Genomic DNA, 26451 nt, shown 5'->3' on the forward strand with positions numbered 1-26451 from the left:
TGTTTCCGCCATGTATCGACCTGGCGAAAGGTCTTGTCCTCGTCCTGAGGCGGAAGTATGTTGGCCCGCATGCCGGAACGTTCCGGCAAGAAAGGGGCGGAGAGCCGGATGGCAGCTGGACGGCGGGTTCTCGGGGTCGGGGAGCGGTCGCATCCGCTCGACCCGCTCAGTGCGCAGGAGATCGAGGACGCCAGGCGGATCATGGCGGACGACGGAGTGCTGGCCGCCACCGGCCGGGTGGCCTACCTCGGGATCGAGGAGCCCCCGAAGGAGGACGTGCTCGGCGAGGCGCCCGCTGCCCGGCGGGCCCGCGCCCTCGTGCTCGACCTGGCGAGCGAGCAGGCGCAGGACGTGGTCGTCTCGCTCACCGAGGGACACGTGGTGGAGCGCCGGCCGATCGACCCGATCACCGACGGCCAGGTCCCCATGCTGGACGAGGAGCACGAGCTGGTCAGGCGGGTGCTCGGCGCCGACGCCGGCTGGGCCGCGGCGCTGGCCCGGCGCGGCCTGGACGACACGGCCCTGGTGTGGCTCGCCGCCCTGTCGGCGGGTAGCTACGGCCTGCCGGGCGAGGAGGGCAGGCGGATCGCCCGCGTGCTGGCCCACCTGCGCCCGACCGAGGAGAGCCTGCCCTGGGCGCACCCGATCGACGGCCTGGTGGCCTTCGTCGACCTGCTCAAGGGCGTGGTGATCGAGATCGTCGACACCGGCGTGCTGCCCATCCCCGCCGAGCCGGGCGACTACCACCTGGAGCGCGAGCACCGCACCAGCCAGCGCCCGATCCACATCACCCAGCCGGAGGGCCCCAGCTTCGGCATCGACGGCAACCTCGTCACCTGGGAGAAGTGGAACGTCCGCCTCGGCTACGACATGCGCGAGGGCCTGGTCCTGCACCAGATCGGCTTCGACGGGCGGCCCATCGTCTACCGGGCGTCGGTGGCCGAGATGTTGGTGCCCTACGGGGACCCGAGCCCGGTCCGGTTCTGGCAGAACTACTTCGACACCGGCGAATACCAGCTCGGCAAGCTGGCCAACGCGCTGGAGCTGGGCTGCGACTGCCTGGGCGAGATCACCTACTTCGACGTCACCGTCACCGGCGGCGACGGCTCGCCCAAGGTGCTGCCGAACGCGATCTGCATGCATGAGGAGGACTACGGCGTGCTGTGGAAGCACACCGACCCGGCCAACGAATCCCGCGAGACACGCAGGCAGCGGCGGCTGGTGATCTCCTTCTTCGTCACCGTCGGCAACTACGACTACGGCTTCTACTGGTACCTCTACCTCGACGGCACCATCGAGCTGGAGGTCAAGGCCACCGGCATCGTGTTCACTGGCGCCTACGACGAGCGGGCCGCGCCGTACGGCTCGCAGGTGGCGCCGGGGCTGGCGGCGCCCTACCACCAGCACCTGTTCTCCGCTCGGCTGGACATGATGGTCGACGGCCCGGCCAACGCGGTGGACGAGGTGGAGGTCGTACGCCTGCCCATGGACGAGCGCAACCCGTACGGCAACGCCTTCGGCCGCAAGGCCACCAGGCTGCGCACCGAAGCGGAGGGCAGGCGCGACGCGGACCTGGCCACGGGCCGGACCTGGCACGTGGTCAACCCGCAGGTGACCAACCGCCTGGGCGACCCCGTCGGCTACGCGCTGTACCCCGAGGGCCTGCCCACCCTGCTCGCCCACGAGAACTCCTCGATCCGCGCCAGGGCGGAGTTCGCCACCAGCCATCTCTGGGTCACCAGGTACCATCCCCAGGAGCGTTATCCGGCCGGTGACCTGGTCAATCAGCATCCGGGTGGCGCCGGGCTGCCCGCGTACACGGCCGCGGACCGCGACATCGACGGCCAGGACATCGTGCTGTGGCACACGTTCGGGCTGACCCATTTCCCCCGTACCGAGGACTGGCCGATCATGCCCGTCGACACGTGCGGATTCACCCTGAAGCCCGTCGGGTTCTTCGATCGCAACCCCACGCTCGACGTTCCGCCGAGCAGCCAGGGCTCCTGCCACTAGAGATGAGGCGTCATGCGATACAGACTGGCCGGTAGCGTCGCGGCGGTCGTGTTGGCCACCTCCGCCTGCGGCGGCGGCACGGAAGCGGCCCCGCCGGGCACCGCGGCGACCGGCTCGGCCGCCGCCCCTGGCTACCTGGCCGTGGCCGACGGCAAACTGCCCGCGGGCGGCGCGCTCAACGTCGCGGTGCACATCGACAGCGGCGCGGCGACCGGGCTCGACCCGCAGCTCGCCGACGTGGCCACCTCCTGGCAGCTGATGTCGCTGGTCTACGAGACGCTGGTCACCGTGGGACCCGACTTCAGCCCGCAGCCGCGGCTCGCCGAGAGCTGGGACAACCCCACCCCGACCACGTACGTCTTCCACCTGCGCAAGGGCGTCGCCTTCTCCAACGGCAGGCAGATGACCGCCGACGACGTGGTGGGCAGCCTGAAGCGGCTGCTGGCCGCCAAGTCGGTGTGGCGGGGGCAGCTCGGCCCGGTCGAGAAGGTGACCAAGGTCGACGCGGCCACGGTCAAGGTCACGCTGGCCAAGCCGTACACGCCGTTCCTGGCCGCGCTCGCCAACGTGCCGGCCGCGATCCTGCCGATGAAGGAGATCGAGGCGAAGACCCTCGACCCGGCCAAGGAGATGCTGGGCACCGGGCCGTTCAAGGTGCAGGCACATCGCCAGGACGTGTCCTGGAATTTCGTCCGCAATGAGCATTACTGGGACAAGGGAAAGCCGGCCGCCGACAGCCTGACCGTCACGATCGCGCCCGAGGAGGCCGCCCGCGTCGCCGCCGTGCAGAACGGCAGCTCCGCCCTGGCCGCCCTGGGCAACGTCGACTCCGCCGCGATGCTGGCCGGCGCCGCGAACGTCAAGGTCGCCACCCAGGCCACCACCGACTTCTACTACCTGATGCTCAACTCCAAGAACCCCAAGTTCGCCGACCCCAGGGTCCGGCAGGCGCTGAACATGGCGCTGGACCGCAAGCAGATGGCCGAAGTGGCCCTCGGCGGCCAGGGCAAGCCCACCGGTGTCACCCCCGCCGGCCTGCCCGGCGCCTGCGACCCGGCCACGCTGCCCTCGGCCACCGCCGGCGGCGCCGCGAAGGCCAAGGAGCTGCTCGCCCAGGCGGGCGTCGCGAACCTGTCGTTCACGCTCAGCATCTACTCCACCGAGCCGGCCCCCGCCGTCGCCCAGGTGATCCAGCAGAACCTCCAGCAGGCCGGCGTCACCGTCAAGATCGAGCAGATGGACGAGGCGAGCTGGGCGGGCAAGGTGTACGGCAAGGTGCCAGCCACGTTCGACGCCGCGCTGTCGTGGTTCGCCGGATACGCCGACCCCGGCATGGTCACCACCTGGTGGAACCCCGACGTCGCCGGCTTCAACGCGGGCTTCATGCAGGCCGACAAGGACCTCAACTCGCTGATCACCACCGCGACGGAGACCCCGTCGGGCGCCGAGCGCGACAAGGCGCTGGCCGCGGTGTGCGCCAAGGTGGACACCGACGCGCAGATGATCCCGCTGGTCACCCGCCCGGCCACGATCGCCTATCGCGCCGACGGGGTCAGCCCGAGCCTGTACGCCACCGAGGGCTACGGCAACCTGCTCCGGCTGGTCGCCGACGCCCGGGTCAAGAAGGGCTGACGATGCGGCTCCTGCTGTGGTGGGCGGGCCGGGCGCTGAGCTCGGCCGTCACCCTCCTCGGCATCTCCGTCCTGATCTTCGCGGCGCTCCGGCTGATGCCGGGCGGGTTCGCCGAGACGATCCTGGGCCCGTTCGCCACGCCCGCGCAGAAGGCCGAACTGGCCGCCAGGTACGGGCTCGACCAGTCGGTGTTCGCCCAGTACGGGCACTGGCTGGCGGCGGTCGGCACCGGGGACTTCGGCACCTCGATGATCAGCAGGCAGCCGGTCGCGGCCGAGCTGTGGGCCCGGCTGCCGGTGACGGGGCAGCTCACGCTGTTCGCCGTCGCAGCCGCCGTACTGGCGGGGGTGCCGCTCGGCGTGCTGACCGCGCTGCGCGCCCGCCCAGGAGGCGGCGGCGCGGCGGGACGGCTGCTGAGCGGGCTGGGCGTGAGCGTCCCCGAGTTCGCGCTGGGCAGCCTGGTGGTGTTCGTGGTCTCCCGGTACGGCCTGCAGACCAGCGGCTACCTGCTGCCCGCCGCGGTGCTGTCGATCTTCGCCATCTCGGCTACGGCCAGGACCACCCGCGACGCCGTGCTGAACGTGCTGGTCGAGCCGCACGTCACGGCCGCCGTCGCCCGGGGCGAGACACCGTGGTTCATCGTCCGGCACCACATCCTGCGCAACGCGGCGGGGCCCGTGCTGACGCTCACCGCGACGATCACCGCCTACCTCCTCGGCGGCGCGCTGATCGTGGAGTACCTGTTCAACCTGCCGGGCATCGGCTCGTACGTCGTCCAGGCGGTGGGGCGCAGAGACTACGCGGTCGTGCAGGCGGGCGTGCTGCTGGCGGCCACCGTGTTCATCGTCATGAACGTCCTGATAGACCTGCTCGTCGGCCTGGTCGACCCAAGGCTCGGGAGACGCGCATGAATTTCGGGAGACGCGCATGAAGGAGGCGGGCATGAAGAGGAGTCGGGCCAGGCGGCTCGATCCGTTGTCGATGACCGGCCTGGGCTGCCTGCTGCTCCTCGTGCTGGTCGCGCTCGGCTCGCTCGTACACGCCGGTGGAGACCCCGACGCGATCGTGGGCCCACGGCTGCGACCGCCGGGTCCCGGCTGGTGGCTGGGCACCGACAACCTGGGCCGCTCGATGCTGCCGCGCGTCATGGAGGGTGCCGGCACCACGCTGCTGCTCTCCTCGGCCGCCGTCCTGGTGACCGCCGCGCTCAGCGCGGGCTTCGGCATCCTGGCCGGATACCGGGGCGGCTACCTGAACGAGCTGATCATGCGGGTGGTGGAGCTGCTCTACTCCTTCCCCGCCATCGTCCTGGCGATCCTGGTGGCGGCCGTCGCCGGGCCCGGTCAGCTCGCCGCGCTGGCCAGCATCGTGCTGGTCACGATCCCGCTGATGACCCGGCTCGTACGCGCCGCCGCCGTCGCCGTGGCCGAACGCGACTACGTGACCGCGGCGGCCATCAGCGGCGCGGGACTGCCCCGCATCCTCGGCCGCCACGTACTCCCGAACGTGGCCGGCACGATCGCGGTCCAGGGCACCTACGCGCTGTCGGTCGGCATCTCGGTCGAGGGCGGCCTGAGCTTCCTCGGCTTCGGCGTGCAACCGCCGCAGGCGTCGCTCGGCGTGCTGATCCGCCAGGGCGGCACGTACATGATGGCCGCCCCCTGGCTGATCATCGGGCCCGGCGTCGTGCTGGTGCTCGCCATCCTGTCCATCAACGTGCTGGGCGACGGGCTGCGCGACCGGTTCGAACCGAGGGAGACGAGGTCACTGATATGAGCGCGCTGCTCGAAGTGGACGGCCTGGAGGTCGACTACGGGACGGCCCGCGCCCTCGACGGCGCCGGCCTGCGCGTTGCGGCGGGCGAGGCCGTCGGGGTGGTGGGCGAGAGCGGGTCGGGCAAGTCCACACTCGGCGCGGCGATCGGCCGCCTGCTGCCCCACCAGGCGGTGGTGGCCGCCGGTACGGTACGCGTGGCCGGCGAGCCGGTGCTGGACCTGCCGCCCACCGCGTTGCGGCGGCTGCGCAGGCAGCGGCTCGGCTTCGTCTTCCAGGACCCGATCGCCTCACTCGACCCGACCATGCGGGTCGGCGCCCAACTCCGGCTCGTCCTGCGAGCACACGGCCGCGAAAGTCGCGACGGGCGCGACGGCCCCGAGGGGCCGGACGGGAGTGCGGGCCTTCAGGCTCAGGTGGCGTTTCACCTGGGGCGGGTCAAGCTCGATGACCCGCGCGTGGCCGCCGCCTACCCCCACCAGCTGTCCGGCGGCATGGCCCAGCGGGTGGCGATCGCGCTGGCCATGGCCGCCTCGCCCGAGTTGCTGGTCGCCGACGAGCCGACCGCCTCGCTCGACAGCCAGGTGCGCGAAGAGGTGCTGAACGTGGTGTTCGCGCTGGCCCGGCAGGCGGGCACGAGCATCGTCTGGCTCAGCCACGACCTGCCGGCCGTCGCCCGCAGGTGTGACCGCGTGGCGGTCATGTACGCCGGGCGCGTCGTGGAGAGCGGCCCGGCGGCCGACGTGCTCGGCGATCCCGTGCACCCCTACACCGCCGCCCTGGCCAGGTCGGCACCCGCCGTGGCCGTTCCCGGGGTACGGCTGGAGCCGGTGCCGGGCCGCCCGCCGGTCCTGACCGGTCCTTCGCCCGGCTGCGCGTTCACCCCCCGCTGCCCCTTCGCCGAGGACCGCTGCGCCACCGAGCGCCCCGAGCCGGTCCGCGTCGGCGCCAAGGACGTGCTCTGCCACCGGGCCGCCGAGCTGGAGGTGATCGCGTGATCCTCGACCTCACCGACGTCACGGTCTCCTTCACCACCGGCCCGCCGCTGCGCCGCACCCGGCTGGACGCCATGCGCGGCGTCTCGCTCACCGTCGCCGAGGGCGAGACGCTCGGCCTGGTGGGCGAGTCCGGCTCGGGCAAGACGACCACCAGCCGGGTCGCGCTCGGATTGCAACGGCCGACCACCGGCACGGTCAGGTTCGACGGCCGCCCCTTCCCCCGGCGGCGCAAGGACCTGGCCGGGCGGATGCAGGCCGTGCTCCAGCACCCGCACTGGTCGCTGAACCCCAGGATGCGCATCGGCCAGAGCGTCGCCGAGCCACTCGCCGTACTCGGGAAGGCCGCCGGCGAGCTGGTACCCGAGGCGCTCGAACAGGTCGGCCTGGAGGCGGGGTTCGCCGACCGCTACCCGCACGAGCTGTCCGGCGGTCAGCGGCAGCGGGTGTCGATCGCCCGCGCGCTGATCACCCGGCCGAGCTTCATCGTCTTCGACGAGGCCGTCAGCGCCCTGGACGTCTCCGTCCAGGTGCAGATCCTCAACCTGCTCAAGGACCTGCAGGCGGAGTACGGCTTCGCCGCGCTGTTCATCTCCCACGACCTCGGCGCCGTCCGCTACGTGGCCGACCGGATCGCCGTCATGCGCGGCGGCGAGGTCGTCGAGACCGCCGACGCCGCCACCTTCTACGCAGCCCCCGAACATCCGTACTCGCGACAACTCCTGGAGTCCCTGTGACCCTCGCTCCCGTGTCGGCCTTCGCCGCCGGCGTGCCCGGTAACTCCGACCTCCCGCTGACCCCGCAGCCCAGCCCGGGGCGCGGCTCGGTCGCGTTCGACCTGCCCGGCGTGTTCGTCGGCACGGCGGAGTACGGCGAGGGCCCCACCGGCTGCACCGTCGTGCACGTCCCGGCGGGCGCGCGGACCGCCGTGGACGCCCGCGGCGGCGCGGTGGGCCTGAGCGGCGGCTACGACTACAACCACGCCATCTGCCTGACCGGCGGGTCGGTGTACGGGATGTCGGCGGTGGCCGGGGTGAGCGAGGAACTGCTGGCCCGCCGGAGCAACCAGACCAAGTGGGACGAGCTGCAGCTCGTCTCCGGCGCGGTGATCTACGACTTCTCCACGCGGGACAACGCCGTACACCCCGACGGGCCGCTGGGCCGCGCCGCGCTGCGCGCCGCCGTCGAGGGCGAGTTCCCCGTGGGCAGGTGCGGCGCCGGACGCAGCGCCAGCGCGGGCAAGGTCGACTTCGCCAGGGCCGAGTTCGCCGGGCAGGGCGCCGCGTTCGGCACCTTCGGAGCGGTCAAGGTCCTGGTGGCGACGGTGGTCAACTCCGTGGGCGTGGTCGTCGGCCGCGACGGGACGATCCTGCGCGGCAACTACCACGCCGACGAGGACACCAGGCGCCACCCCACCGTGGACTACGCGATCGCGTCGGACGCTCCGGCCGTCATGGGCAACACCACGCTGACGGTCCTGGTCACGAACGTACGGCTGCACGACGTCGAGCTCACCCAGCTGAGCCGCCAGGTACACGGCTCGATGCACCGGGGCATCCAGCCGTTCCACACCCAGAACGACGGCGACGTGCTGTTCGCGCTGACCACCGACGAGGTGGACATGGGCGGCCTCAAGCCCGCCGGGCTGGGCGCCCTGGCATCGGAGATCGCCTGGGATGCCATCCTGAGCAGCGTGGAGTAGGAGGAATGTACAGCTTTCCCCGTTTCGCGGCGCCAGACCACGCGCACGTGGCGCGGCTGGTGCGGACGAACCCGTTCGCGCTCGTGATCACCGCGACCGGCGGCGTGCCCGTGGCCAGCCACGTACCCGTCATCGTGGAGAGCGGCGGCGAGTCCACGTTCGTGGGCGCGACGCTGCTCGGTCACATGGCCAGGATCAACCCGCAGTGGCACGCCTGGGACCCGCCCTCCTCTGAAGCGCCCGAGGTGCTCGTGGTCTTCTCCGCCGCGCACGGCTACGTCTCGCCGACCAGCTACGCGGTCGATCCCGCCGTACCGACGTGGGACTACGCGGCCGTCCACCTGACCGGCCTGATCGAGCCGTACCCCGACCCCCTGGACGTGGTACGGCGCACGGTGGCGGAGCTGGAGTCGGCACGGACGCCCAGCTGGCGGCCCAGCCCGGCCTCCGAGGAGCGCTTCGCCAAGCTCGTGCCCGGCGTGGCGGCCTTCCGGGTGCGGGTCACGGCCGAGCAGAGCGTGTTCAAGCTGAGCCAGGACAAGGACGACGAGCAGCGGCACCGGGTCCACCGCGACGCGGACGCCGCCGTCGCGGCACTGATGGACGAGGTAGCCCCCAGATGACGACATTTCCCTCCTACACCTCCACCTGCCTCGACGCGGCGGGACGGGGACGGCAGTTCGGCGCCCGCTGGCGCGAGGCCGTACACGCCAACCTCGACGGATATCTGCGGCTGTTCGAGGTGAGCGGCGCGAGTCACGGGCGGGTCAGAGAGCTCGGCGAGCGGGCGCTCGACAGCACGGCCGCGTGGGCGCCGGAGCTGGCCGAGGAGATCGGCGGCATCGCGGCGGGCTGCGGCCTGGCGGCCTGGCAGGTCGCCGTCGTCAACGCGCGGACCGAGATCCTGGCCGCGCTGCGCCACGACGGCGAGGGCGAGTGCTCCACCGCCGTCGTGCTCGGCGGCGGGCTGCCGCCGCGTACGACGCAGACCTGGGACTGGCACGACCACCTGCGCGACGCGCCGGTGCTGTGGGCGTACGAGCCGCGCGAAGGGCACAAGGTACGCACCTTCACCGAGTTCGGGGTGCTGGCCAAGATCGGCGTGAACAGCGCGGGCCTGGGCGCGCACTTCAACATCCTGCGCCACGAGTCGGACCACGCGAACGTCGGCGTACCCGTACACGTGGTCGCGCGCCGGATCCTGGACGAGGCCGCCACCCTGGAGCAGGCCACCGAGATCGCCAGGTCGGCGAAGACGTCGGCGTCCACGGTCATCACCGTGGTCACGGCGGAGGGGGCCAGGTCGCTGGAGATCTGCCCGGACGGTGTCGCGGTCGTCGAGGCGGACGCCGCCGGCGTACTGCTGCACGCCAACCACTTCCTGGACGGCGGGCTGAGCGCGGGGGAGCGGCTGGGCACCGAGCGGCCGGCCACGTACGCCAGGCTCGAACATCTGGAGGAACGGACCGGCGAGCTGGGCGACCCGGACGCCACGGCCAGGGCGCGGGCGATGACCTGCCACGCGCCGGTGGCGCCCGTGTGCGCGCACGCCGACCCGGCGCTCCCGCTCGACCAGCGCTGGGAGACGCTCGCGGTGATCAGCCTGGACGTGGCCGCGGCCGAGATGCGGGTGCACAAGGGCAGGCTCTGCCAGGTCACCGCCTCGACCTGGCAGACCTTCTGAGCCCCGTCAGTGGAAGGCGGGCACGCCGGTCAGCGCCTTGCCCAGGACCAGCGTGTGGATCTCCGAGGTGCCCTCGTAGGTCAGCACGGACTCCAGGTTGACCGCGTGCCTGATCACCGGGTACTCCAGGGTGATGCCGCTCGCGCCGAGCAGCGTGCGGCACGTCCGGGCGATGTCGAGGGCCTCGCGCACATTGTTCAGCTTGCCGGCGCTCACCTGCTCGGGGGTGAGCTCGCCCCGCTCCTTCAGCCGCCCGAGATGCACCGCCAGCAGCAGGCCCTTGCCCAGCTCCAGCGCCATGTCGGCGAGCTTCTCCTGGGTGAGCTGGAAGGAGGCGAGCGGCCGGGCGAAGATCTCCCGCTCGGCCGCGTAGGAGAGCGCGGTCTCCAGGCAGTCGAGCGCCGCGCCCATCGCGCCGAACACGATGCCGAACCGCGCCTCGTTCAGGCAGCCGAGGGGCCCGGACAGGCCGCGGGCGCCGGGCAGCATCGCCTCTTCCGGAAGCCGCACGCCGTCCAGCACCAGCTCGCTCGTCACGCTCGCGCGCAGGGAGACCTTCCGCTTGAGATCGTGTACGGCGAAGCCCGGCGTGCCGGCGGGCACCAGGAAGCCGCGGATGCCCTCCTCGGCCCGCGCCCAGACCACGGCCACGTCGGACACCGAGCCGTTGGTGATCCACATCTTGGTGCCGTTCAGCACCCAGTCGGAGCCGTCCCGCTTGGCCGTGGTCCGCATGCCCGCCGGGTCGGAGCCGAAGTCGGGCTCGGTGAGGCCGAAGCAGCCGATGCGCTCACCGGCCGCCATCGCGGGCAGCCACTCCCGCTTCTGCTCCTCGCTGCCGTACTTCCAGATCGCGTACATGGCCAGCGAGCCCTGCACCGACACCAGGCTGCGCAGACCGGAGTCGGCCGCCTCCAGCTCCAGGCAGGCCAGGCCGTAGGCGACGGCGCCGAGGCCCGCGCAACCGTACCCGTCCAGGTGCATGCCGAGGACGCCGACGGAGCCGAGCGAGCGGGCCAGCTCGCGGGCGGGCAGCGCGCCCGCCTCGAACCAGTCGGCGACGTACGGCCGGATCTCCCGGTCGCACACCTGCCGGACGGCCTGGCGGATGTCGCGCTCCTCGTCGGTGAGCAGGCCGTCGATGGCGAAGAGGGCGGAAGGATGCATGTCCCAGCTCCGTATTTTGGATCCAATATTGATTATCCAATATGACACAGTTAGGGTGCGTTGACCATGGACATCCTGAACCTCGTAGACGGTCGCTGGATCGAGGGATCCGGCGCGGAGTTCGCCGACACCAACCCCGCCCGGCCGGATGAGATCGTCGCCCGCGGCCGGGCCGCCGGGCCCGAGCAGGTGGAGCAGGCGATCCGCGCGGCCCGCGACGCCGCGCCCGGCTGGCGGGCCACCCCGCACCACGAACGCGCGGCCGTGCTCACCGCGGCGGCCGCCCTGATCGAGGAGTCCGCCGAGGAGTGGGGGCGGGAGCTGAGCCGCGAAGAGGGCAAGACCCTGCCCGAGGGCGTGGCGGAGGTACGCGGCGCGGCCAGGATCCTGCGGTACTACGCCGCCGAGGCCGACAGGGAGAGCGGCGAGATCTACGCCTCCCCGCGCCGCGGCGAGAACCTCCTCGTCATGCGCAAACCGGTCGGCGTCGCCGGAGTGATCACCCCGTTCAACTTCCCGATCGCGATCCCCGCCTGGAAGCTGGCGCCCGCGCTCACCTACGGCAACACGGTCGTCTGGAAGCCGTCCTCGCTCGTCCCGCTGCTCGCCGCCCGCCTGGCAGGCGCGCTGGTCGAGGCGGGCCTGCCCGCGGGCGTGCTCAACCTCGTGTACGGCGAGGCGGAGGTGGGCGCGGCCGTCATCGATCACCCCGGCGTGGACGTGGTCTCCTTCACCGGCTCCACCGAGGTGGGCCGGGCCGTCATCGCGCGCTGCGGCGAGTTGGCCAAACCGGTGCAGACCGAGATGGGCGGCAAGAACGCCGCCGTCGTCCTGGCCGACGCCGACCTCGACCACGCCGCCGAGCAGGTGTGTATGGGCGCGTTCCGGTCCACCGGGCAGAAGTGCACGGCGACCTCTCGGCTGGTGGTCGAGGAGTCCGTCGCCGACGAGCTGCTGCGCAAGGTGGCCGCCAAGGCGGAGGAACTGGTCGTCGGGGATCCGCTCGGCGCCGGGGTGGACATGGGTCCGCTGGTCAGCGCCGCGGCCAGGGACCGGGTGTCGGCGGGCGTGCGCGACGCGCTCGGGCAGGGGGCCACGGTGCTGGCCGGCGCCCGGCCGTACACCGAAGGCGACCTCGCGGCCGGCTGGTTCACGCCGCCGACCGTGCTCGCGCTGCCGGGCACGGACGTGGACGTGTGGAGCAGGGAGCTGTTCGGGCCCGTTGTGGGCGCCGTTCGGGCCTCGGGTCCGGAGGAGGCGCTGCGGCTGGCCAACCGGAGCGAGCACGGCCTGTCGGCGGCGATCTTCACCAGGGACCTCGGCGCCGCCCTCCAGGCCGTCGAACACCTCGAGGTCGGCGTGCTGCACATCAACTCCGAGTCGGCGGGCACGTTCCCCTGGGTGCCGTTCGGCGGGCGCAAGCTCAGCGGCTTCGGGCCCAGGGAGCAGGGGCGCGCGGCCCGCGAGTTCTTCACCCAGACCGTGACCGTCTACCTCGGCGCCCCGGCATGAGTGGCTCTCTGTCCGGGCTGCTGGTCGCCGACTTCAGCCGGGTGCTGGCCGGGCCGTACGCGACCATGCTCCTAGCCGACCTCGGCGCCGACGTCGTCAAGGTGGAACGCCCCGGCGCCGGCGATGACACCCGCTCATGGGGACCGCCGCACGCCGGGGGAGTGGCCACCTACTACCTGGCGGTCAACCGGAACAAGCGCTCGATCGCCCTCGACCTGCGCGACCCGGCCGACCTGGAGGTGGCCCGCGCGCTGGCCGCCCGCGCCGACGTGCTCGTCGAGAACTTCAAGCCGGGCACCATGGACCGGCTGGGCCTCGGCTACGCCGCCTTGAGCGCCGCCAACCCCGGGCTGGTCTACTGCTCGATCACCGGGTTCGGTGCGAGCAAGGGCGCGGAACTGCCCGGATACGACCTGATCGCACAGGCCGTCGGCGGGCTGATGAGCGTGACGGGCGAGCCGGAAGGGCCCGGCACGAAGGCGGGCGTGGCTCTCGTCGACGTGATCACCGGGTTGCACGCGGGGCTCGGCGTGCTGGCCGCGCTGCGCCACCGCGACGCCACCGGGCAGGGACAGCGAGTGTCCGTGTCGCTCCTGTCGTCGCTGCTGTCAGCCCTGACCAACCACGCCTCCGGGTACGCCGCAGCCGGGGTGGTGCCGAAGGCCATGGGGAACCGGCATCCCAGCATCGTGCCGTACGAGGTGTTCCAGGCCGCCGACCGGCCGATCGTCATCGCGGCGGGCAACGACCGGCAGTTCCGCGCCCTGTGCGAGGTGCTGGGCCGGGCCGACCTGGCCGACGACCCCCGCTTCGCCGCCAACACCGGCCGGGTCGCCGACCGGGAAGAGCTCGTGGCCGAGCTCGACCGGACCCTCGGGACGCGTACGGCCGACGAGTGGTTCGCCGCGCTCACCCCGGCCGGGGTGCCGTGCGGGCCGATCAACACCCTGGACGCGGCGTTCGCTTTCGCCGCCGAGCTCGGGCTGGAGCCCCTGGCCGGTGATCAGGTGGCCAACCCCATCGGCCTGGGCGCGACGCCGCCGGAGTACCGCCTCCCGCCGCCCTCGCTCGGGCAGGACGCGGACTGGGTCCGTGAGATATTGGGGCAATGACCTCGGTAGAAGGGCACCGCAGGCCGCCCACGGCCCAGCAGTTCGTCCTGGAGGAGCTCAGGCGGGCGATCACCACCGGCCGGCTGCGTCCAGGCGACCCGATCAGGCAGGAGGCGCTGGCCGAGGAGTTCGACGTCAGCCGGGTCCCGCTGCGCGAGGCGCTCAAGACCTTGGAGGGCGAGGGGCTGGTCACGTACAAGGCGCATCGCGGCTACTGCGTGCAGCGGCTCTCGCTCGACGACCTGCGCGAGGTCTACCTGATCCGCGAGCTGCTGGAGGCCGAGGCGGTCCGCCGCGCGGTCGAACGCCTCACCGACGCCGGGCTGGCGGAAGCCGAGCACGCGCAGGCTGAGGTCGAGCGGGCCGCGGCGGCGGGTGATGTGCTGGAGATGGCCGAGGCCAACCGCCGCTTCCATATGACGATCTTCGAGTGGTCGGGGCTGCCGCGGCTGGTCCGGCTGATCAGGACGCTGTGGGACTCCACCGACGCCTACCGGTCGCTGTACTACGGCGAGGAGCCCAACAGGCAGCGGGTCATCGAGGAGCACCGCGCCACGCTCGACCTCCTGCGCCGCCGCGACGCGGAGGCCGTGGTGGCCGTGCTGGCCGCCCACCGGGCCCACGCGGTGACCGCCATAGAGGCGCGGTTGTCTCCTGGTACGGTCGGCTGACCGGCGGGTTCGGCGTGGCGGACTTCTCATCCGACGGTCGCAGGTTCGAATCCTGCAGGGCGCGCTTTGATCATGGTCTTACCTGCGGCGATGCGGGATCGGATGCGTTCTAGAATTTTCGTCTAGCCGTTGCGTGCTCCATACGTGCTCGCGCGCACCAACCCCGCACACACCATGATCCATTCGCCACCTCCGGCTGCTGCGGGAAGAACAGCGGCCCCGCCTCGCCGCAAGCAGGCGGCGAATGCGGGGCCGGATGCTTAATCCGACTGTTCAGCTCCTCAGCGAGATGATTTTGCCCGGTTTGGCCTGGTCTGCTTCGCCGAAGAGCAGGGCGGCGGTCTTCTCGGCCGCCGCTGTGGCCACCTGCGGGTAGACCGAGGTGTAGGTGTCGGCGGTGAAGGCGCTGGAGGTGTGGCCCAGCGTTTCCTGCACCACCTTCATCTCCACCCCGGCCGCCAGCATCAGCGAGGCCGCGCCATGGCGGAGATCGTGGAGCCGGATCGGCGGCAGGCCCGCCAGGTAGGCCAGCCAGAGAAACTGGTCGGAGACGTGCTGCGGGTGCAGACGGCTTCCCTCTGGCTGGGTGAACACGAAGCCGCTGTCGGTCCACGCCTCGCCCATGGCCAGCCGTTCCTGTACTTGTTGCTGCCGGTGGACGCGCAGCACCTGGGCGGTGTCGCTGTCAAGGGCGATGGTCCGGACCGAGGCATCCGTCTTTGGCGTGCCTTCATGGACCTCCCAGGCCAGCTGCACGAGCTGCCAGTTCACGGTCAGGGTGTGGCCGTCGAGGTCGACCTCTTTCCACCGCAGCCCGCACGCCTCGCCCCGGCGCAACCCGCGCAGCGCGATCAGCTGGTAGAGGGCGAACAGACGGTGAGCCTTGGCCTCCTTGAGAAACCGGCGGGTGTGCGCGGGCGTCCACACCGTGACCGGAGAGGGGCGCGGCACGCTGGTGTAGGCGTCGATCGGATCAACCCTCCGCCCGCCCCGACGCTGCTTCTCCCTCTCCCGATAGGCGCGGTAGTCGGCCTGCCAGGAACGGACCCGGTCATCAGTCCACACCAGCGCCTTGGGCCGGGTGTGGGCGGCCATCTCCAAGACCGCGGCGGGGTTGAAGTCGATCAGCCGGTCCTGCCGCATGGCCACGTTGAGCGCGTGGCGGAGGGTGGCGCGGATGCGATGCATGGTGGCGATGCTGATCGGCCGCCGGTACTTGACACTCTCGCGCACCTGCTGGTCGGGGTCGGCGCGGCGTTCGGTGATGGTGTCGTTGAACTCCTCGATCTGCTCGAACATCAACGCGATGTCGCTGACCTTGAGCTGATCCAACCGCAGCCGCCCCAGATACGGCGTCAGGTAGAGCTGGATGTGACCCTCATAGGAGCGGCGGGTGGTCTCCTCGATCTTCCGCTTGCGGTTGAGGAACTCCGCCAGCCACTGCTCGACGGTGACCTCCTGGGTCAGATGCTGCCTCGTCTTGATCTTCCGGCGGACCGTCTCCGCGTTCGGCAGGGTGTCGGTTTCGGCGAGTGTTCGTTTGATCAGGTCGGCGATCTGGGTGCGGGTGGCCGGCTCGCGCGGGTCGGCCAGCGCGAGCAGGTCGCGCACCTGGCCGAGTTCGTCCTTGGCGGCGTCCTGGGTGGCGAAGCCGCCGCGGCGCAGCGGCCCGCGGCGCTTGCCGTCGGGTGCGGGTGGGAGTTCGATCTGGTAGTTCCAGATGCCGTGCCGGTAGCTCCATCCGCCGTCGGCGCGGCGTAGCTTGGGGCATTGCTGCCCGAGTGCTTTGCCGTCGCTGTCGCGGCAGGAGCAGCGTTTGAAGGTGCGTCCTTCGGCCATCGTGGTGCCTGTCCTGTTCTCTTCGGTGCTGTTGGGTGGGGCTGGTGTGGTGGGAGGCGGGGTGGCGCTCGGAACGGGGGTTCTGCGCCCAGCCCCGAAGCAGCCGGTGAAGGGCTGCCCTGCTGAAAGGGCGTGCCTTTAGCAGGTCCTGTTTCGAGCGCTCATCCCGCGATATCCCGTTCCGGCATGGCCCCGGTGATCGCTGGATACGGGTGCACGGCGGTCCTGTCGCCCGTGCCGCGTCTGTGCGGTGTGCAGCGCCGGGGTCGCCGTGTCCCCGTCCGGCGCGGCCGATGCGGTGGGCGTGATCGGGGCGGGCCGTGCCGGACAGGGCGTATCGACGCCCACCTGGATGGCGATGGTCAAGGCCGAATCCGACGCTCACCGCCGGGCGGGGGCGACGGCGGTCTCCGTACAGCGTCGCCGCCAACTCACCGCCGATCGCTTCGAGGAGCCACAGAGCAAGGACGGCTCTCGCCGCGGGAACGCGCCAAGGCGTGCGAGCGTGATGAGCAGCCGTTTCCAGGGCGCCGGCCTGGAATGACCGCGCAGTGGCTGACGACCCGATGGGGCGCTTCGATCAGCAGCAGCGTGCCGTCCGTCGTGCTGAACGGTAAGGTCCGCGGTTCGCGTGGTACGGCGGATGATGTGGTTCGGTGGTGTTGTGCTGTCGTGCGGCGAAGTCATGTCGGTGTGGCCCGATCACCTGGACCACCTGATCCCTGTCACCTTTATAAATACCTGCGATCAGGCCCGGATTCGGACAGCAGGCGAGGCAAAGGTTCGACCATGATTACCGGACAAAGCATCCGAATCCGGCGCACACTCGCCGTCCTCGACCGGCGGTAGACAGCCTCAACCCGGCAAGGAAACGGCCATGATGGCTTGCAGAATGCGAGCAACGATGCCTGGGGAAGTTAGCGCACCTGCGGATTAAAAGTCGCAAGCTTTTATGCTGGGCCCTACTTCAGCATGTTCAATTGTATCAACCCGCTGGTTTTGTCGCTTTTGGAATGTCCAAGAATGTCGCCCCGTGTTTACCGGTGTCGATGGCTGAAGAGCATGTGACGAGCACGTGAACGCGGGTTCAGCGGCCGCCCGCGGCCCCGTGGTGAGCCCTTGACTATACGATCCGTCCCGATCTGACGTGACCCCTGTGGAGACTCTCACACGAGACTGACAATTTCGTGCCTACGCAGGATCTTCGACCAAGGCTCTGCCTCGCGTATCGCGGATCAACAGGAGCCTGTTGGGAATGGCTCGGTAGCTAGCCGGCGAGGATGGGGTCCACCCCAGCGTGTCATCAGAGCTAACTGAACGCTATGGTGGATTCTGGAGTAGAAACCGCATTCGAATGATTTGGTCCCAATCCCCTCAACGCCCAGGCGGGAGGAGAAGCGCGAACGCGAGATTGTCGCCTCTCTTCAGCTAGGCGGGGGCGACAGGAGGCAGACGTTGACCGTCACTAAGGATTTACGTGGTCGTCTCTGGTCGGACGAGCCCTCCAAAGTCGACTTCCTCGCAGCACGGGCTATCGCTGAAACCGTCTCGGACGCCGTGCTCGACGATGCGCTCGACCCGCTTGCAATCGGACTCTCTGGCCCATGGGGCAGCGGCAAGACGACTGTTCTCGAACTGATCAAGGCCGATCTCGACGCCCGCAGCGAACCCGACGAGGCGAAGATCCTCACGGTTCGCACGGACCCGTGGCGTTATGATCCTGCCGTCGGAGCCAAAGAGAGTCTCATCGGGGAAGTCCTCGACGCCGTCGCGGTAGAACTCGCGGCTCGTTTGGCCGAAGTTGAAGAGACCAAGGCAGTCAAGGTCAAGAAGCTCCTGAAAAGGCTGTCCGACCGTATCGACTGGGCGAAAGCCGTGAAGCTCGCCGCCAAGTCGTCTCTGACCCTCCAACTGCCTGGGATGGATGACGTTCTCGGCCTGATTCGCGAGAAAGGCGATGAGGGCGACGATGCCAAGGGCGAGCCACGCGGGCTCACTGGCTTCAAGGCCGAGTTCGCAGAGCTGCTCGCCTTAGACGAACTCTCGCATATCAGGCGGGTTGCGGTTCTTGTCGATGATCTTGATCGGTGCCTCGTGGATACCGTGGTCGAGACCCTGGAAGCGATTCGTCTGTTTCTCAGCGTGGAAGGCATATCGTTCGTGATCGCGGCGGACGAGGATCGAGTCGCCGACGCCATTCGTACGAAACTGCCCGAGTGGACCATGCCCGCTGAGCGAGCCGACGACGAGGACGCACTGCCAGCGGAGCCGCCCTCGAAGCTTTATCTGCACAAGATCGTCCAGGCCACGGTGTCGCTGCCAGCCCTCGGCGCGTTCGATACGGAGTCATATGTGTTGCTGCTTCAACTGCAGAACCGTATGGATGGCCAGCTGAGCGAAGATCAGATGCAGGTGGTTATCGCCGAGTGCCAGCGTCTTCGAGCAGTTGGTGCCCTTGATGACCTTAAAGCGCCCGACGGGTTCAGCGTTCAGCAAGAGCTTTCGTTCGCCAGACGCCTGACGACAATCCTCTACGAGAAGCTGAGGGGCAACCCTCGTCGCATCAAGCGCTTTCTCAACGACCTGAACATCCGACGCTCGATCGCAGCCCGCCGCGGAATTGAGCTTGAGTTCGACGTCGTCGCCAAGCTCATGGTGCTCGAGGTGTTGCTCCCTGATGAGTTCCAGTCCGTGTTGTCCTGGCTTCGCACGGGAGAGTTGCGATACAGGCTCGAAGCACTCGAGACGCAGGCCAACCGACCGAAGGAGGAGCCAACGGTAGCGAACGTCGCTAGCGATGACGATGCCGAAGCAGATGACGGAGCCGAATCGTCGACGACGGAGGATCCCGCCGATGAGAGGAAGGTGGATTTTGGTGGGAAAGGTACTGACAACCCTGCGGAAGACGCCACGTTGGGCTCCAAGGATGCCCCAAGCGTCGCTCCTCACTTCACGGACGACATGATCAGATGGGCGAAGCTCTTCCCTGATCTACATGCCCTCGACCTGAGCCCTTACCTTCACCTCGCGGCATCGTTCCGCGGCGACCTGCTAGTCAGTGCCGAGCTTCCACAGCATCTCCGGGATCTTGCTGCGCAGTTGGCTTCCACACGCACCGTTGACCGACGCCAACTCACGGACGACAGCCTCCGAGCGCTCACCGTCGACGACGTGAGCCGGCTGGTGCAACACCTTTCACTTCGTGCTCGTGACCGCATCCAGGAGCAGCGCGGTGCGGTCTCTGGCGTTGCACGCCTGGCAAGGTTGCACGCTGTCGCCCAGCCCGCGGCCCTGGGTGCGTTCCGTCGACTTCCCGCGAGCGATCTCCAGGTGGGAACCGCCGTCATCCTCGCTGGTGTCGACTTTCCGGGGATGAAGGACGTCATCGATGAGCTTTCTGACCGCCTGCCCGACGGCCACATCAAGAAAGCGCTGAGGACGCCGCCACCGTCCGGAGGTCGACACTGATGGGGACTAAGGGCTCATACTCGGGCAGTGCGGCTGGCGGCGAGCTGCGCGACGGGCTCGACGACTGGCTTGCCAGCCTCCCAGACGCAGATGGTGCGACACCGGCCGCCGGAGACAACGGCACACGGCAGACCGCGCTGTCGACGTCAAAGCTCTCGCTGACGTCTCCGGCCGGACGCCTTCTCTCCACAGCGGGATTGTTCCGTTCTTCGCGTGGCGGCGGCTCAGGTAGAGGCCGCCGGAACAGTTCCCACACACTCACACGCTCCACGGCGACTGCGGCACGTTCAGCCGGTCGGGGTGCCGCTGCGGCGTACGCCTACCGAACGGGTGACGCGCAGATATTGCGCGATCTCGGCCTCGACTATGAGGCTCTGCGGGCAAACCCCAATATCTTCGACGTTGCTCACCAGATCGCGCAGAAGGTTTGCGAGGATCTCCCGGAAGGGACCATTGAGACGGCAGAGCAGTTAGAGGTGGTCGGTCGTCTTGCCGAGTGGCTGATCGAGAGCGATGCCGCTGGCGCTGATGTGTCCCTGGGGCATGTCGCTGAGGAGGCGGTTGCGCTGATCCTGGCCGAGGCATATCTGGTTGAGACTGCGTCGAAACTCAACACAAAGGATATGACGGGCGCCCAGCGTGCGGACTTTGAGGACGGTATTCGTCAGGCGGCCGAGGAGTTGGCAGCGTACGCGAACCTTTCTCCATCAGGACCGAGTCCTGCTGAGTTCATGAAGGCCATCGAGGACGGCCTCGAATACCTCCGTGCCGTGTATGAGGAGTCCTGATGGCAGAGTTCGATCTCAGGTTCAAGATCCCTGGCACCATAACCAAAGAGGCCGCTGAGCGGACCTTCTATTGGCCTACTCACGGCACAGGAACTTTCAACACGCAACTCCGCCCGCGGCTCGGCAAGTTGGGCCCCGTGCCGCTGGCGAACGTGGAGCTGTTTCGCCTCGCCGCGATGGTGTATGCGGCGGACCGCTCCGTGCCTCGGCAGGTCGGCCAGGTGAACTGGACTCGTCGCACATTCGCCCTGACGGTCCCAGTACACGATCCAGACCCTTGGAACGCAACCGCCCGCGATCTTGAAGCCCTGCTCAGCTTTCTGTCAGGTGACTCCTGGCAACTAGCCTTCCGCCACGCTCGCATCCCACGCGAGAGCATCGCCGAGAACCCGTGCCCCAACGCTCGGAGGGTGGTACTCATGAGCGGCGGCGCGGACTCTGCAATAGGCGCCTTCCTTGCGCGCACTCAGCCTAAGGAGCACGTTCTTGTCTCCCATGTAGGCGCCACCTCCATCTCACCGATTCAAAAGGACATCGCCGAGAGGATTCGGACAATACGACCTAACGGTTCGGTGCAGCATCACCGCCAAGTCGTATTCACTCGTCGTAAAAGTCAACCGGGCGGATACGATCTCCGCAATGAGAACTCCACTCGGACACGCTCCTTCCTCTTCCTCGCGCTCGGACTCGCGCTCGCCTCTATCAACGAGGTCGAGCTCTGGATACCCGAGAACGGCTTTGCCTCGCTGAACCCGCCGCTCGGTCCCGACCAGCTCGGCAGCCTGTCGACGCGCACGACCCACCCGTGGTTCCTTGCCGAGCTCGCGCGCATTGCCCATCAAGCCGGCGCATGGGCGGACATCACCAACCCCTTCACGGCACAGACTAAGGGCGAGATGTTCCGCTGGCTCGCCGACGAGATCGGAGACGAAACGGCGTCCGCCGTACTCAGCGCCACCAACTCGTGCGCCTTCACAAACCGGAGGTGGCTCGGCGTGAAAGCCACGGATCATTGCGGAACCTGCTTCGGCTGCCTCGTTCGCCGTGCCTCCTTTACAGCCGCACGATTGATCGACGAGAGTGCTTATGTGGTTGATTCACCCCCCAGCGAGTCAGTGAAGGAGCACCTTGAGAAGGCATCCATCCTCCCCAGCATTCGAGGCTTCGTAGCGCGGGGCATTAGGGTCAGCGACATCGCCGCGATGCGCCTGCCAGCCGGATACGGCGCAAGCCAAGCCCGGGACCTATGCGTCCGCGGTGCGCGAGAACTGGGACTGCTCGTATGAGCAGCACCTGGCCACCCCTCGATATACACGCTCACGTTGACGTGGCCATCGACGCACGTGACCTGCTCAACCTCCGCGCCGTCATCTTCGCCGCCAGCCGTAGCCTCGGCGAATCCCGCGCCGCATTGAAACGTCAGCCGAGCGATCTCCTCACGGTCTGGGGAGTTGGGGTTCATCCTGGGGTGAAGGGGGCACTGGACAGCTACGACTCAGAGGTGTTTGGCCAGCTACTCAGCGAGACTGCATATGTTGGCGAAGTTGGACTCGACGCGAAGGTCCCATCCCGTCTCAGTCAACAACGCGACGTCTTCGCGTCCGTCCTTGCCCAACTCCAGGTAAGACCGCGTTTGACGTCAATACACAGTTATGGTGCCACGGTTGAGGTCGTTGACCAACTTGAGCGGACGCCGGTGACCGGTGCGATCCTTCATTGGTGGCTCGGGGACCGGGCATCCACGACACGAGCTCTCGATCTCGGAGCGTGGTTCTCTGTAAATGCAGCGACTCTCCGCAGAAGCAATGCGCTCGACATCATCCCCATTGACAGGCTGCTGCTTGAGACGGATCACCCGGACGGGAACCGTGGCGGAGGTCAACCCAGGCAGCCGGGCAACGTCTCCGATGTTGAAGCACGTCTAGCCGCCAGCCGAGGGATAACGTCCGACGCTCTTCGACTCCAACTGTGGCAAAATCTTGCTGCTCTGGTGGCGGGCACAGGAACTCGAGACCTGCTCCCGTCGAGGGTTCGCGCCATTGTTGATGCCACTTGATAATCCATGAGCATTTTTAGTTGCTCACCTGGTTTTCCTCGGGGAGGCTACGAGTCGCCAGGTGGACAGTCGCTTGGGGAAGCCATCCCATGCCATGCCGCTCTGGCGAGGGAGCCCAAGGTGCGGTTCTCTGCGGTTCACCAGCTTTGCCTGCTCATGGAGCGGTTCGGCAACGCGTCTGCCAACATCATCGGTATTTCGTTGCGGCTGACGGACCACGCCGAATAGCAATCACGACTTTGTTGAATGAACCGGTACGTCAGGGAGTGTCAACTTAACGGCTGATCTTGGTTGTTGAAGTGTTCAGAGGTTGGCAGGAGTGAGGCGGCCCTCGAAGGCGATTTGGAAGGCGTTCAGGGGTGCCTTCCAGCGCATGGTCCACCTCTTGCGGCCCTTGCCGGTGGGATCCAGGCTCATCAAGGCCATGAACACGCACTTCAAGGCCGCGGTCTCGTTCGGGAAGTGACCGCGGGCGCGCACAGCCTTGCGGATACGGGCGTTGACGCTCTCGATCGCGTTGGTCGAGCAGATCACCTTGCGGATCTCGACGTCGAAGGCCAAGAAGGGCACGAACTCGGCCCAGCTGGTCTCCCACAGGCGCACGATCGCTGGATACTTCTGGCCCCAGCTCTCGCAGAACTCGTAGAACCGCTCCAGCGCCGCGTCCTCGGTGGCCGCAGTGTAGACGGGCTTGAGCGCACGTGCGATCTTGTCCCAGTCCTGCCGGGCCGCGTACCGGAACGAGTTGCGCAGCAGATGAAGTCGTAAGGAAATAAGGCGTTGCTTTCTGATCTTGGACTCGTTGAGATGGTATGGCGATCTCCAGCCGGATCCGCGAGCAGCTCACAGCGCGGTTCGAGGTACTACTCCCGCATCTGAACGAACGTCTGCGGCGCCTGGTGCTCGCGCAGGAAGCTCGGCTGCTCGGGCATGGCGGAGTTCGGGCCGTAGCTGCCGTGGCCGGAGTATCCGAGACCACGGTGCGGGCCGGAGTGTTCGAGTTGGAGGCCGGCGAGAATCCGCTTCCGAACGGCCGTATCCGCAGGCCCGGCGGCGGTCGTAAGCCGACCGAGGAGCATGACCCTGCTGTGATCCCCGCGCTGCTGGCGTTGGTGGAGCCGGATGAGCGGGGCGATCCGATGTCACCATTGCGCTGGACGACCAAGTCGCTGCGGAACCTGGCCGAGGAACTGACCCGGCAGGGACATCCGGTCTCCGCGCCGACGGTCGGCCGGCTGCTGCGCGGGCAGGGCTTCAGCCTGCAGGCCAGCACCAAGACGTTGGAAGGTGCTCAGCACCCTGATCGAGATGCCCAGTTCCGGTATCTCAACGAGCAGGTAAAGCAACATCAGGCAGCCGGGCAGCCGGTGATCAGTATTGACGCCAAGAAGAAGGAGCAGCTCGGGCAGCTACCGAACCCGGGGCGCCAGTGGCGTCCACGAGGCGATCCGGTCCAGGTGGAGGACCACAGCTTCTACTTCATCGGCCCGGACGTGGAAGTGGCGATCCCGTTCGGCATCTACGACCTGACCCGGGACACGGGCTGGGTGAACGTGGGGACAGATCACGACACCTCGGTGTTCGCGGTGGAGTCGATTCGGCGTTGGTGGCACTCGCGAGGCCATCTGGACTACCCGGCCGCGGATCGCTTACTGATCACCGCAGACTGCGGCGGCTCCAACAGCTACCGCTACCGGCTATGGAAGGCCGAGCTTGCCGCATTCGCCACCGAGGCCGGCCTGACGGTGACCGTCTGTCGCTTCCCGCCGGGCACCTCCAAGTGGAACAAGATCGAGCACCGGCTGTTCTCCCATATCACCTTGAACTGGCGCGGCAGGCCGTTGATCAGCCAGGAGGTCGTCGTGAACAGCATCGCCGCCACGCGCACCCGCACCGGTCTGCGAGTCCATGCCGAACTGGACACTGGTGCCTACCCGATCGGGATTTCGGTCAGCCGCGAGTACGTGCGCTCACTGCCGATCACACCTCACCAACACCATGGAACCTGGAACTACACCATCGCTCCCACCGGCCAGCACGACCAAGCCGCCGCCATCACCGCCGACGATCGCCAGCATTCCCGCGCTCAAGCCCTGGCGATGCTGGCCGGCCCACGGCTGACCGGCATGACCACCGAGGAACCAGACACTCTCTGCAGGCGACTGGCCCCCGCACAAGCCGCCCAAGCCGAGCAGCGCAAGTTCCAGCAGCGGGGCCGACGGCGCCTGAAAGCACCCGGAGCCCACGGCAAGCCCCTGCTCACTGACGCTGACCGCGTCCTGATCACCGTCATCTACTTGCGCCTGGTTTGCTCCCAGAAGGTCCTGGTCGATTTGCTCAGCACCAACCAGGTCACCATCGGCCAAGCGATCAGGGAAACACGGACTCTCATGGACGAGCAGCGGGTCACCGTCTCGCAGACCACGCACTACTTCTCCCAGGCTCAGGATCTGCGCGACTGGTTCGATCGCGGTGCTGTCACCAGCCAGATGCACCTGTGTCAGACCTTGTCCCATCCCGAGCTGACCGGCATGCCGCGCGACGCCTTCCACGTCATGATCGAGCGGATCGCGGTCTCCTACCACGCCCAGATCGAGCAGCGGCGACACCACCAACGCGGCGGCGACCGGCTTCCCGGTTCCCGACGCGGTGTCTTCCAACAGAAGATCACCGATGTCGATCGCATCCTGGCCACCGTGTTGGCCCAACGACAACTCTGCGACCAGCAAACGCTGGCCGACCTATTCGGCGTCAGCCGTGGCACCATCCGTAACGCCATCGGCGATGTCTTGCCCCTGCTCAAGCAGGGCGGTTACCTCCCCACACCGGCCCTGCACCGCTTCACCAGCGCCACCGAGCTTCTGGCGTCCGTATCACCAGCTCACAATGGCGAAACGCCAGGTTGATTCCTTACGGCTTCGATGGATCACACACGTCTGGACGACGGTGCGCGGCCAGACCGCCTCCACCGCCTGTGGCAGGCCCTTGAGCCCGTCGCAGACCAGCATGAGCACATCGTCCACGCCGCGGTTCTTCAGCTCGGTAAGTACCGCCAGCCAGTGCTTGGCACCCTCGCCGCCGTCACCGGCCCAGATGCCGAGAATGTCACGGTGCCCTTCGACCGTGACGGCCATGACCAGGTAGATGGGCCGGTTGGCGACGTGACCGTCCCTGATCTTGACGTTGATCGCGTCCACGAACAGGACCGGGTACACGCGATCGAGCGGCCGGTTCTGCCATTCGGCCATGCCGTCCATGACTTTGTCGGTGATAGTGGAGATCGTCTGCTTGGACACCTGGGTCCCGTACACCTCGGCCAGATGCGCGGCGATCTCCCCATGAGTCAGGCCCTTGGCCGACAATGACAACACCATCTCATCCACCCCGGACAGCCGGCGCTGCCGCTTGCGCACCAGCTGGGGCTCGAACGTGCCCGCCACATCGCGTGGCACCCGCACCTCCACCGGGCCGACGTCGGTCAGCACCGTCTTGGCGCGGCTGCCGTTGCGGCTGTTACCGCTGTTCTTGCCTGCCGCGTCGTGCTTGTCATAGCCGAGGTGATCGGTGATCTCACCTTCCAAGGCGGACTCCAGCACCCGCTTGGTCAGCTGCTGCAGCAGGCCGCCCTCGCCAGTCAGTTGCAGGCCCTCGCTGCGGGCTCGGTCCACGAGCATCGAGATCAGCTTCTCGTCCGTGATCGAGCGATTCGGCTCGGCAAGCGGTTCGTTCATAGACGGCGACTCCACGGCGGTGTCGGACATCAAGTGTCTCTCCCTTGATCATCAGATCCGCCGTTAGTTTTACAGTCCCGTACGTCAGAGGACTGAATCCTGCAATTAAGCCGTAGAGGAGGCGGTCACGGAACTTGCGAGGTTGTCACTTCAGGTGTGTAAAGATCGTTCCTGAGAGCTTGAGAGCGGTCTTTACCTGATGCGGCCTGGATGGGCGATGTCGAGTTCGATGAGTGCTTCGCGCCAGCCGATGGTGCGCTGTCCTTCGATCAGGCGGGCGGTGCTGGGCGAGTTCTTGATCTTTCCGG

20 protein-coding genes, 1 tRNA gene and 2 pseudogenes are annotated in these 26451 nt (G+C 68.2%); 19 read left to right on the forward strand and 4 right to left on the reverse strand.

Going from position 1 to position 26451, the window contains the following annotated elements; all coding sequences use genetic code 11:
* The first annotated feature begins 69 nt into the window (after positions 1-69).
* Genes AB0L53_RS39500 through AB0L53_RS39540 form a run of 9 tightly spaced genes read left to right on the forward strand, consistent with a single transcriptional unit; the run spans position 70 to position 9799 of the window.
* Positions 70-2013 (forward strand): primary-amine oxidase, encoded by a 1944-nt coding sequence (locus tag AB0L53_RS39500; RefSeq protein WP_364005580.1) that lies wholly within the window; start codon positions 70-72, stop codon positions 2011-2013.
* Between the two features lie 12 nt (positions 2014-2025).
* Positions 2026-3645 (forward strand): ABC transporter substrate-binding protein, encoded by a 1620-nt coding sequence (locus tag AB0L53_RS39505; protein WP_364005583.1) that lies wholly within the window; start codon positions 2026-2028, stop codon positions 3643-3645.
* A 2-nt stretch (positions 3646-3647) separates the two neighbouring features.
* The gene (locus AB0L53_RS39510; RefSeq protein ID WP_358553629.1) at positions 3648-4556 is read left to right on the forward strand and encodes an ABC transporter permease; all 909 of its coding nucleotides are present in this window, start codon (positions 3648-3650) and stop codon (positions 4554-4556) included.
* A 31-nt stretch (positions 4557-4587) separates the two neighbouring features.
* Positions 4588-5421, forward strand: a complete 834-nt coding sequence (locus tag AB0L53_RS39515) for an ABC transporter permease (protein WP_364005587.1) — start codon at positions 4588-4590, stop codon at positions 5419-5421.
* A complete protein-coding gene (locus tag AB0L53_RS39520; RefSeq protein WP_364005589.1) occupies positions 5418-6416 on the forward strand; it encodes an ABC transporter ATP-binding protein in 999 nt (332 codons plus the stop codon). Before AB0L53_RS39515 ends, AB0L53_RS39520 begins: the two co-directional genes overlap by 4 nt.
* Positions 6413-7150, forward strand: coding sequence for an ATP-binding cassette domain-containing protein (locus tag AB0L53_RS39525; protein ID WP_364005592.1), 738 nt, complete (start codon positions 6413-6415; stop codon positions 7148-7150). Before AB0L53_RS39520 ends, AB0L53_RS39525 begins: the two co-directional genes overlap by 4 nt.
* Positions 7147-8115 (forward strand): P1 family peptidase, encoded by a 969-nt coding sequence (locus AB0L53_RS39530; protein WP_364005594.1) that lies wholly within the window; start codon positions 7147-7149, stop codon positions 8113-8115. The genes AB0L53_RS39525 and AB0L53_RS39530 overlap by 4 nt, the downstream gene beginning before the upstream one ends.
* A 5-nt stretch (positions 8116-8120) precedes the next feature.
* On the forward strand, positions 8121-8738 hold the full coding sequence (locus AB0L53_RS39535; protein ID WP_364005596.1) for an FMN-binding negative transcriptional regulator: 618 nt from the start codon (positions 8121-8123) through the stop codon (positions 8736-8738).
* Complete coding sequence (locus tag AB0L53_RS39540; protein ID WP_364005599.1) at positions 8735-9799, forward strand: C45 family peptidase; 1065 nt, start codon at positions 8735-8737, stop codon at positions 9797-9799. The genes AB0L53_RS39535 and AB0L53_RS39540 overlap by 4 nt, the downstream gene beginning before the upstream one ends.
* Before the next feature lie 6 nt (positions 9800-9805).
* Here AB0L53_RS39540 and AB0L53_RS39545 read toward each other — a convergent pair whose 3' ends face one another.
* The gene (locus tag AB0L53_RS39545) at positions 9806-10966 is read right to left on the reverse strand and encodes an acyl-CoA dehydrogenase family protein (protein WP_358184595.1); all 1161 of its coding nucleotides are present in this window, start codon (positions 10964-10966) and stop codon (positions 9806-9808) included.
* A 66-nt stretch (positions 10967-11032) separates the two neighbouring features.
* Between AB0L53_RS39545 and AB0L53_RS39550 the strand changes: the two genes are divergently transcribed.
* From AB0L53_RS39550 to AB0L53_RS39565, 4 genes are all read left to right on the forward strand, one after another.
* Positions 11033-12478, forward strand: a complete 1446-nt coding sequence (locus tag AB0L53_RS39550; RefSeq protein WP_364005602.1) for an aldehyde dehydrogenase family protein — start codon at positions 11033-11035, stop codon at positions 12476-12478.
* Positions 12475-13590, forward strand: coding sequence for a CoA transferase (locus tag AB0L53_RS39555; RefSeq protein ID WP_364005605.1), 1116 nt, complete (start codon positions 12475-12477; stop codon positions 13588-13590). Before AB0L53_RS39550 ends, AB0L53_RS39555 begins: the two co-directional genes overlap by 4 nt.
* Positions 13587-14261: a GntR family transcriptional regulator gene (locus AB0L53_RS39560; RefSeq protein ID WP_364005608.1), complete on the forward strand. Its 675-nt coding sequence runs from the start codon at positions 13587-13589 to the stop codon at positions 14259-14261. The genes AB0L53_RS39555 and AB0L53_RS39560 overlap by 4 nt, the downstream gene beginning before the upstream one ends.
* A 3-nt stretch (positions 14262-14264) precedes the next feature.
* Positions 14265-14325 (forward strand) — tRNA-Arg (locus AB0L53_RS39565).
* Between the two features lie 209 nt (positions 14326-14534).
* Here the strand turns inward: AB0L53_RS39565 and AB0L53_RS39570 are convergent.
* Entirely contained in the window at positions 14535-16100 is a 1566-nt protein-coding gene (locus AB0L53_RS39570) for a tyrosine-type recombinase/integrase (protein WP_364005611.1), read from the reverse strand.
* Between the two features lie 271 nt (positions 16101-16371).
* Between AB0L53_RS39570 and AB0L53_RS39575 the strand changes: the two genes are divergently transcribed.
* From AB0L53_RS39575 to AB0L53_RS39595, 5 genes are all read left to right on the forward strand, one after another.
* Positions 16372-16644, forward strand: coding sequence for a hypothetical protein (locus tag AB0L53_RS39575; protein WP_364005614.1), 273 nt, complete (start codon positions 16372-16374; stop codon positions 16642-16644).
* 911 nt (positions 16645-17555) lie between these two features.
* Positions 17556-19568 carry a P-loop NTPase fold protein gene (locus tag AB0L53_RS39580; protein ID WP_364005617.1) on the forward strand — a complete coding sequence of 671 codons (2013 nt, stop codon included), beginning with the start codon at positions 17556-17558 and terminating at the stop codon, positions 19566-19568.
* Positions 19569-19912: 344 nt separating this feature from the next.
* Entirely contained in the window at positions 19913-20356 is a 444-nt protein-coding gene (locus AB0L53_RS39585) for a hypothetical protein (RefSeq protein ID WP_364005620.1), read from the forward strand.
* Positions 20356-21642: a Qat anti-phage system QueC-like protein QatC gene (gene qatC, locus AB0L53_RS39590; protein ID WP_364005623.1), complete on the forward strand. Its 1287-nt coding sequence runs from the start codon at positions 20356-20358 to the stop codon at positions 21640-21642. The genes AB0L53_RS39585 and qatC overlap by 1 nt, the downstream gene beginning before the upstream one ends.
* Before the next feature lie 41 nt (positions 21643-21683).
* Positions 21684-22412 carry a TatD family hydrolase gene (locus AB0L53_RS39595; RefSeq protein ID WP_364005626.1) on the forward strand — a complete coding sequence of 243 codons (729 nt, stop codon included), beginning with the start codon at positions 21684-21686 and terminating at the stop codon, positions 22410-22412.
* Positions 22413-22715: 303 nt separating this feature from the next.
* On the opposite strand, the pseudogene AB0L53_RS39600 reads toward AB0L53_RS39595, so the two are convergent.
* Positions 22716-23174: pseudogene (locus AB0L53_RS39600) on the reverse strand (transposase); the annotation flags it as partial.
* Positions 23175-23224: 50 nt separating this feature from the next.
* Here AB0L53_RS39600 and AB0L53_RS39605 point away from each other — a divergent pair.
* The gene (locus AB0L53_RS39605; protein WP_364005629.1) at positions 23225-25318 is read left to right on the forward strand and encodes an ISAzo13 family transposase; all 2094 of its coding nucleotides are present in this window, start codon (positions 23225-23227) and stop codon (positions 25316-25318) included.
* On the opposite strand, the pseudogene AB0L53_RS39610 reads toward AB0L53_RS39605, so the two are convergent.
* Positions 25301-26086: pseudogene (locus AB0L53_RS39610) on the reverse strand (IS256 family transposase); the annotation flags it as partial. The gene AB0L53_RS39605 and the pseudogene AB0L53_RS39610 sit on opposite strands and share 18 nt — an antisense overlap.
* Positions 26087-26451 lie beyond the last annotated feature (365 nt).

Origin of the sequence: Nonomuraea sp. NPDC052129 (assembly GCF_040680095.1) — a bacterium.
Lineage (GTDB): Bacteria > Actinomycetota > Actinomycetes > Streptosporangiales > Streptosporangiaceae > Nonomuraea.

Coding starts and splice junctions, on each gene's coding strand:
- AB0L53_RS39500 (WP_364005580.1), top strand. CDS start 70: ATGCCGGAACGTTCCGGCAAGAAAGGGGCGGAGAGCCGGATGGCAGCT.
- AB0L53_RS39505 (WP_364005583.1), top strand. CDS start 2,026: ATGCGATACAGACTGGCCGGTAGCGTCGCGGCGGTCGTGTTGGCCACC.
- AB0L53_RS39510 (WP_358553629.1), top strand. CDS start 3,648: ATGCGGCTCCTGCTGTGGTGGGCGGGCCGGGCGCTGAGCTCGGCCGTC.
- AB0L53_RS39515 (WP_364005587.1), top strand. CDS start 4,588: ATGAAGAGGAGTCGGGCCAGGCGGCTCGATCCGTTGTCGATGACCGGC.
- AB0L53_RS39520 (WP_364005589.1), top strand. CDS start 5,418: ATGAGCGCGCTGCTCGAAGTGGACGGCCTGGAGGTCGACTACGGGACG.
- AB0L53_RS39535 (WP_364005596.1), top strand. CDS start 8,121: ATGTACAGCTTTCCCCGTTTCGCGGCGCCAGACCACGCGCACGTGGCG.
- AB0L53_RS39540 (WP_364005599.1), top strand. CDS start 8,735: ATGACGACATTTCCCTCCTACACCTCCACCTGCCTCGACGCGGCGGGA.
- AB0L53_RS39545 (WP_358184595.1), bottom strand. CDS start 10,966: ATGCATCCTTCCGCCCTCTTCGCCATCGACGGCCTGCTCACCGACGAG.
- AB0L53_RS39550 (WP_364005602.1), top strand. CDS start 11,033: ATGGACATCCTGAACCTCGTAGACGGTCGCTGGATCGAGGGATCCGGC.
- AB0L53_RS39555 (WP_364005605.1), top strand. CDS start 12,475: ATGAGTGGCTCTCTGTCCGGGCTGCTGGTCGCCGACTTCAGCCGGGTG.
- AB0L53_RS39560 (WP_364005608.1), top strand. CDS start 13,587: ATGACCTCGGTAGAAGGGCACCGCAGGCCGCCCACGGCCCAGCAGTTC.
- AB0L53_RS39570 (WP_364005611.1), bottom strand. CDS start 16,100: ATGGCCGAAGGACGCACCTTCAAACGCTGCTCCTGCCGCGACAGCGAC.
- qatC (WP_364005623.1), top strand. CDS start 20,356: ATGGCAGAGTTCGATCTCAGGTTCAAGATCCCTGGCACCATAACCAAA.
- AB0L53_RS39605 (WP_364005629.1), top strand. CDS start 23,225: ATGGCGATCTCCAGCCGGATCCGCGAGCAGCTCACAGCGCGGTTCGAG.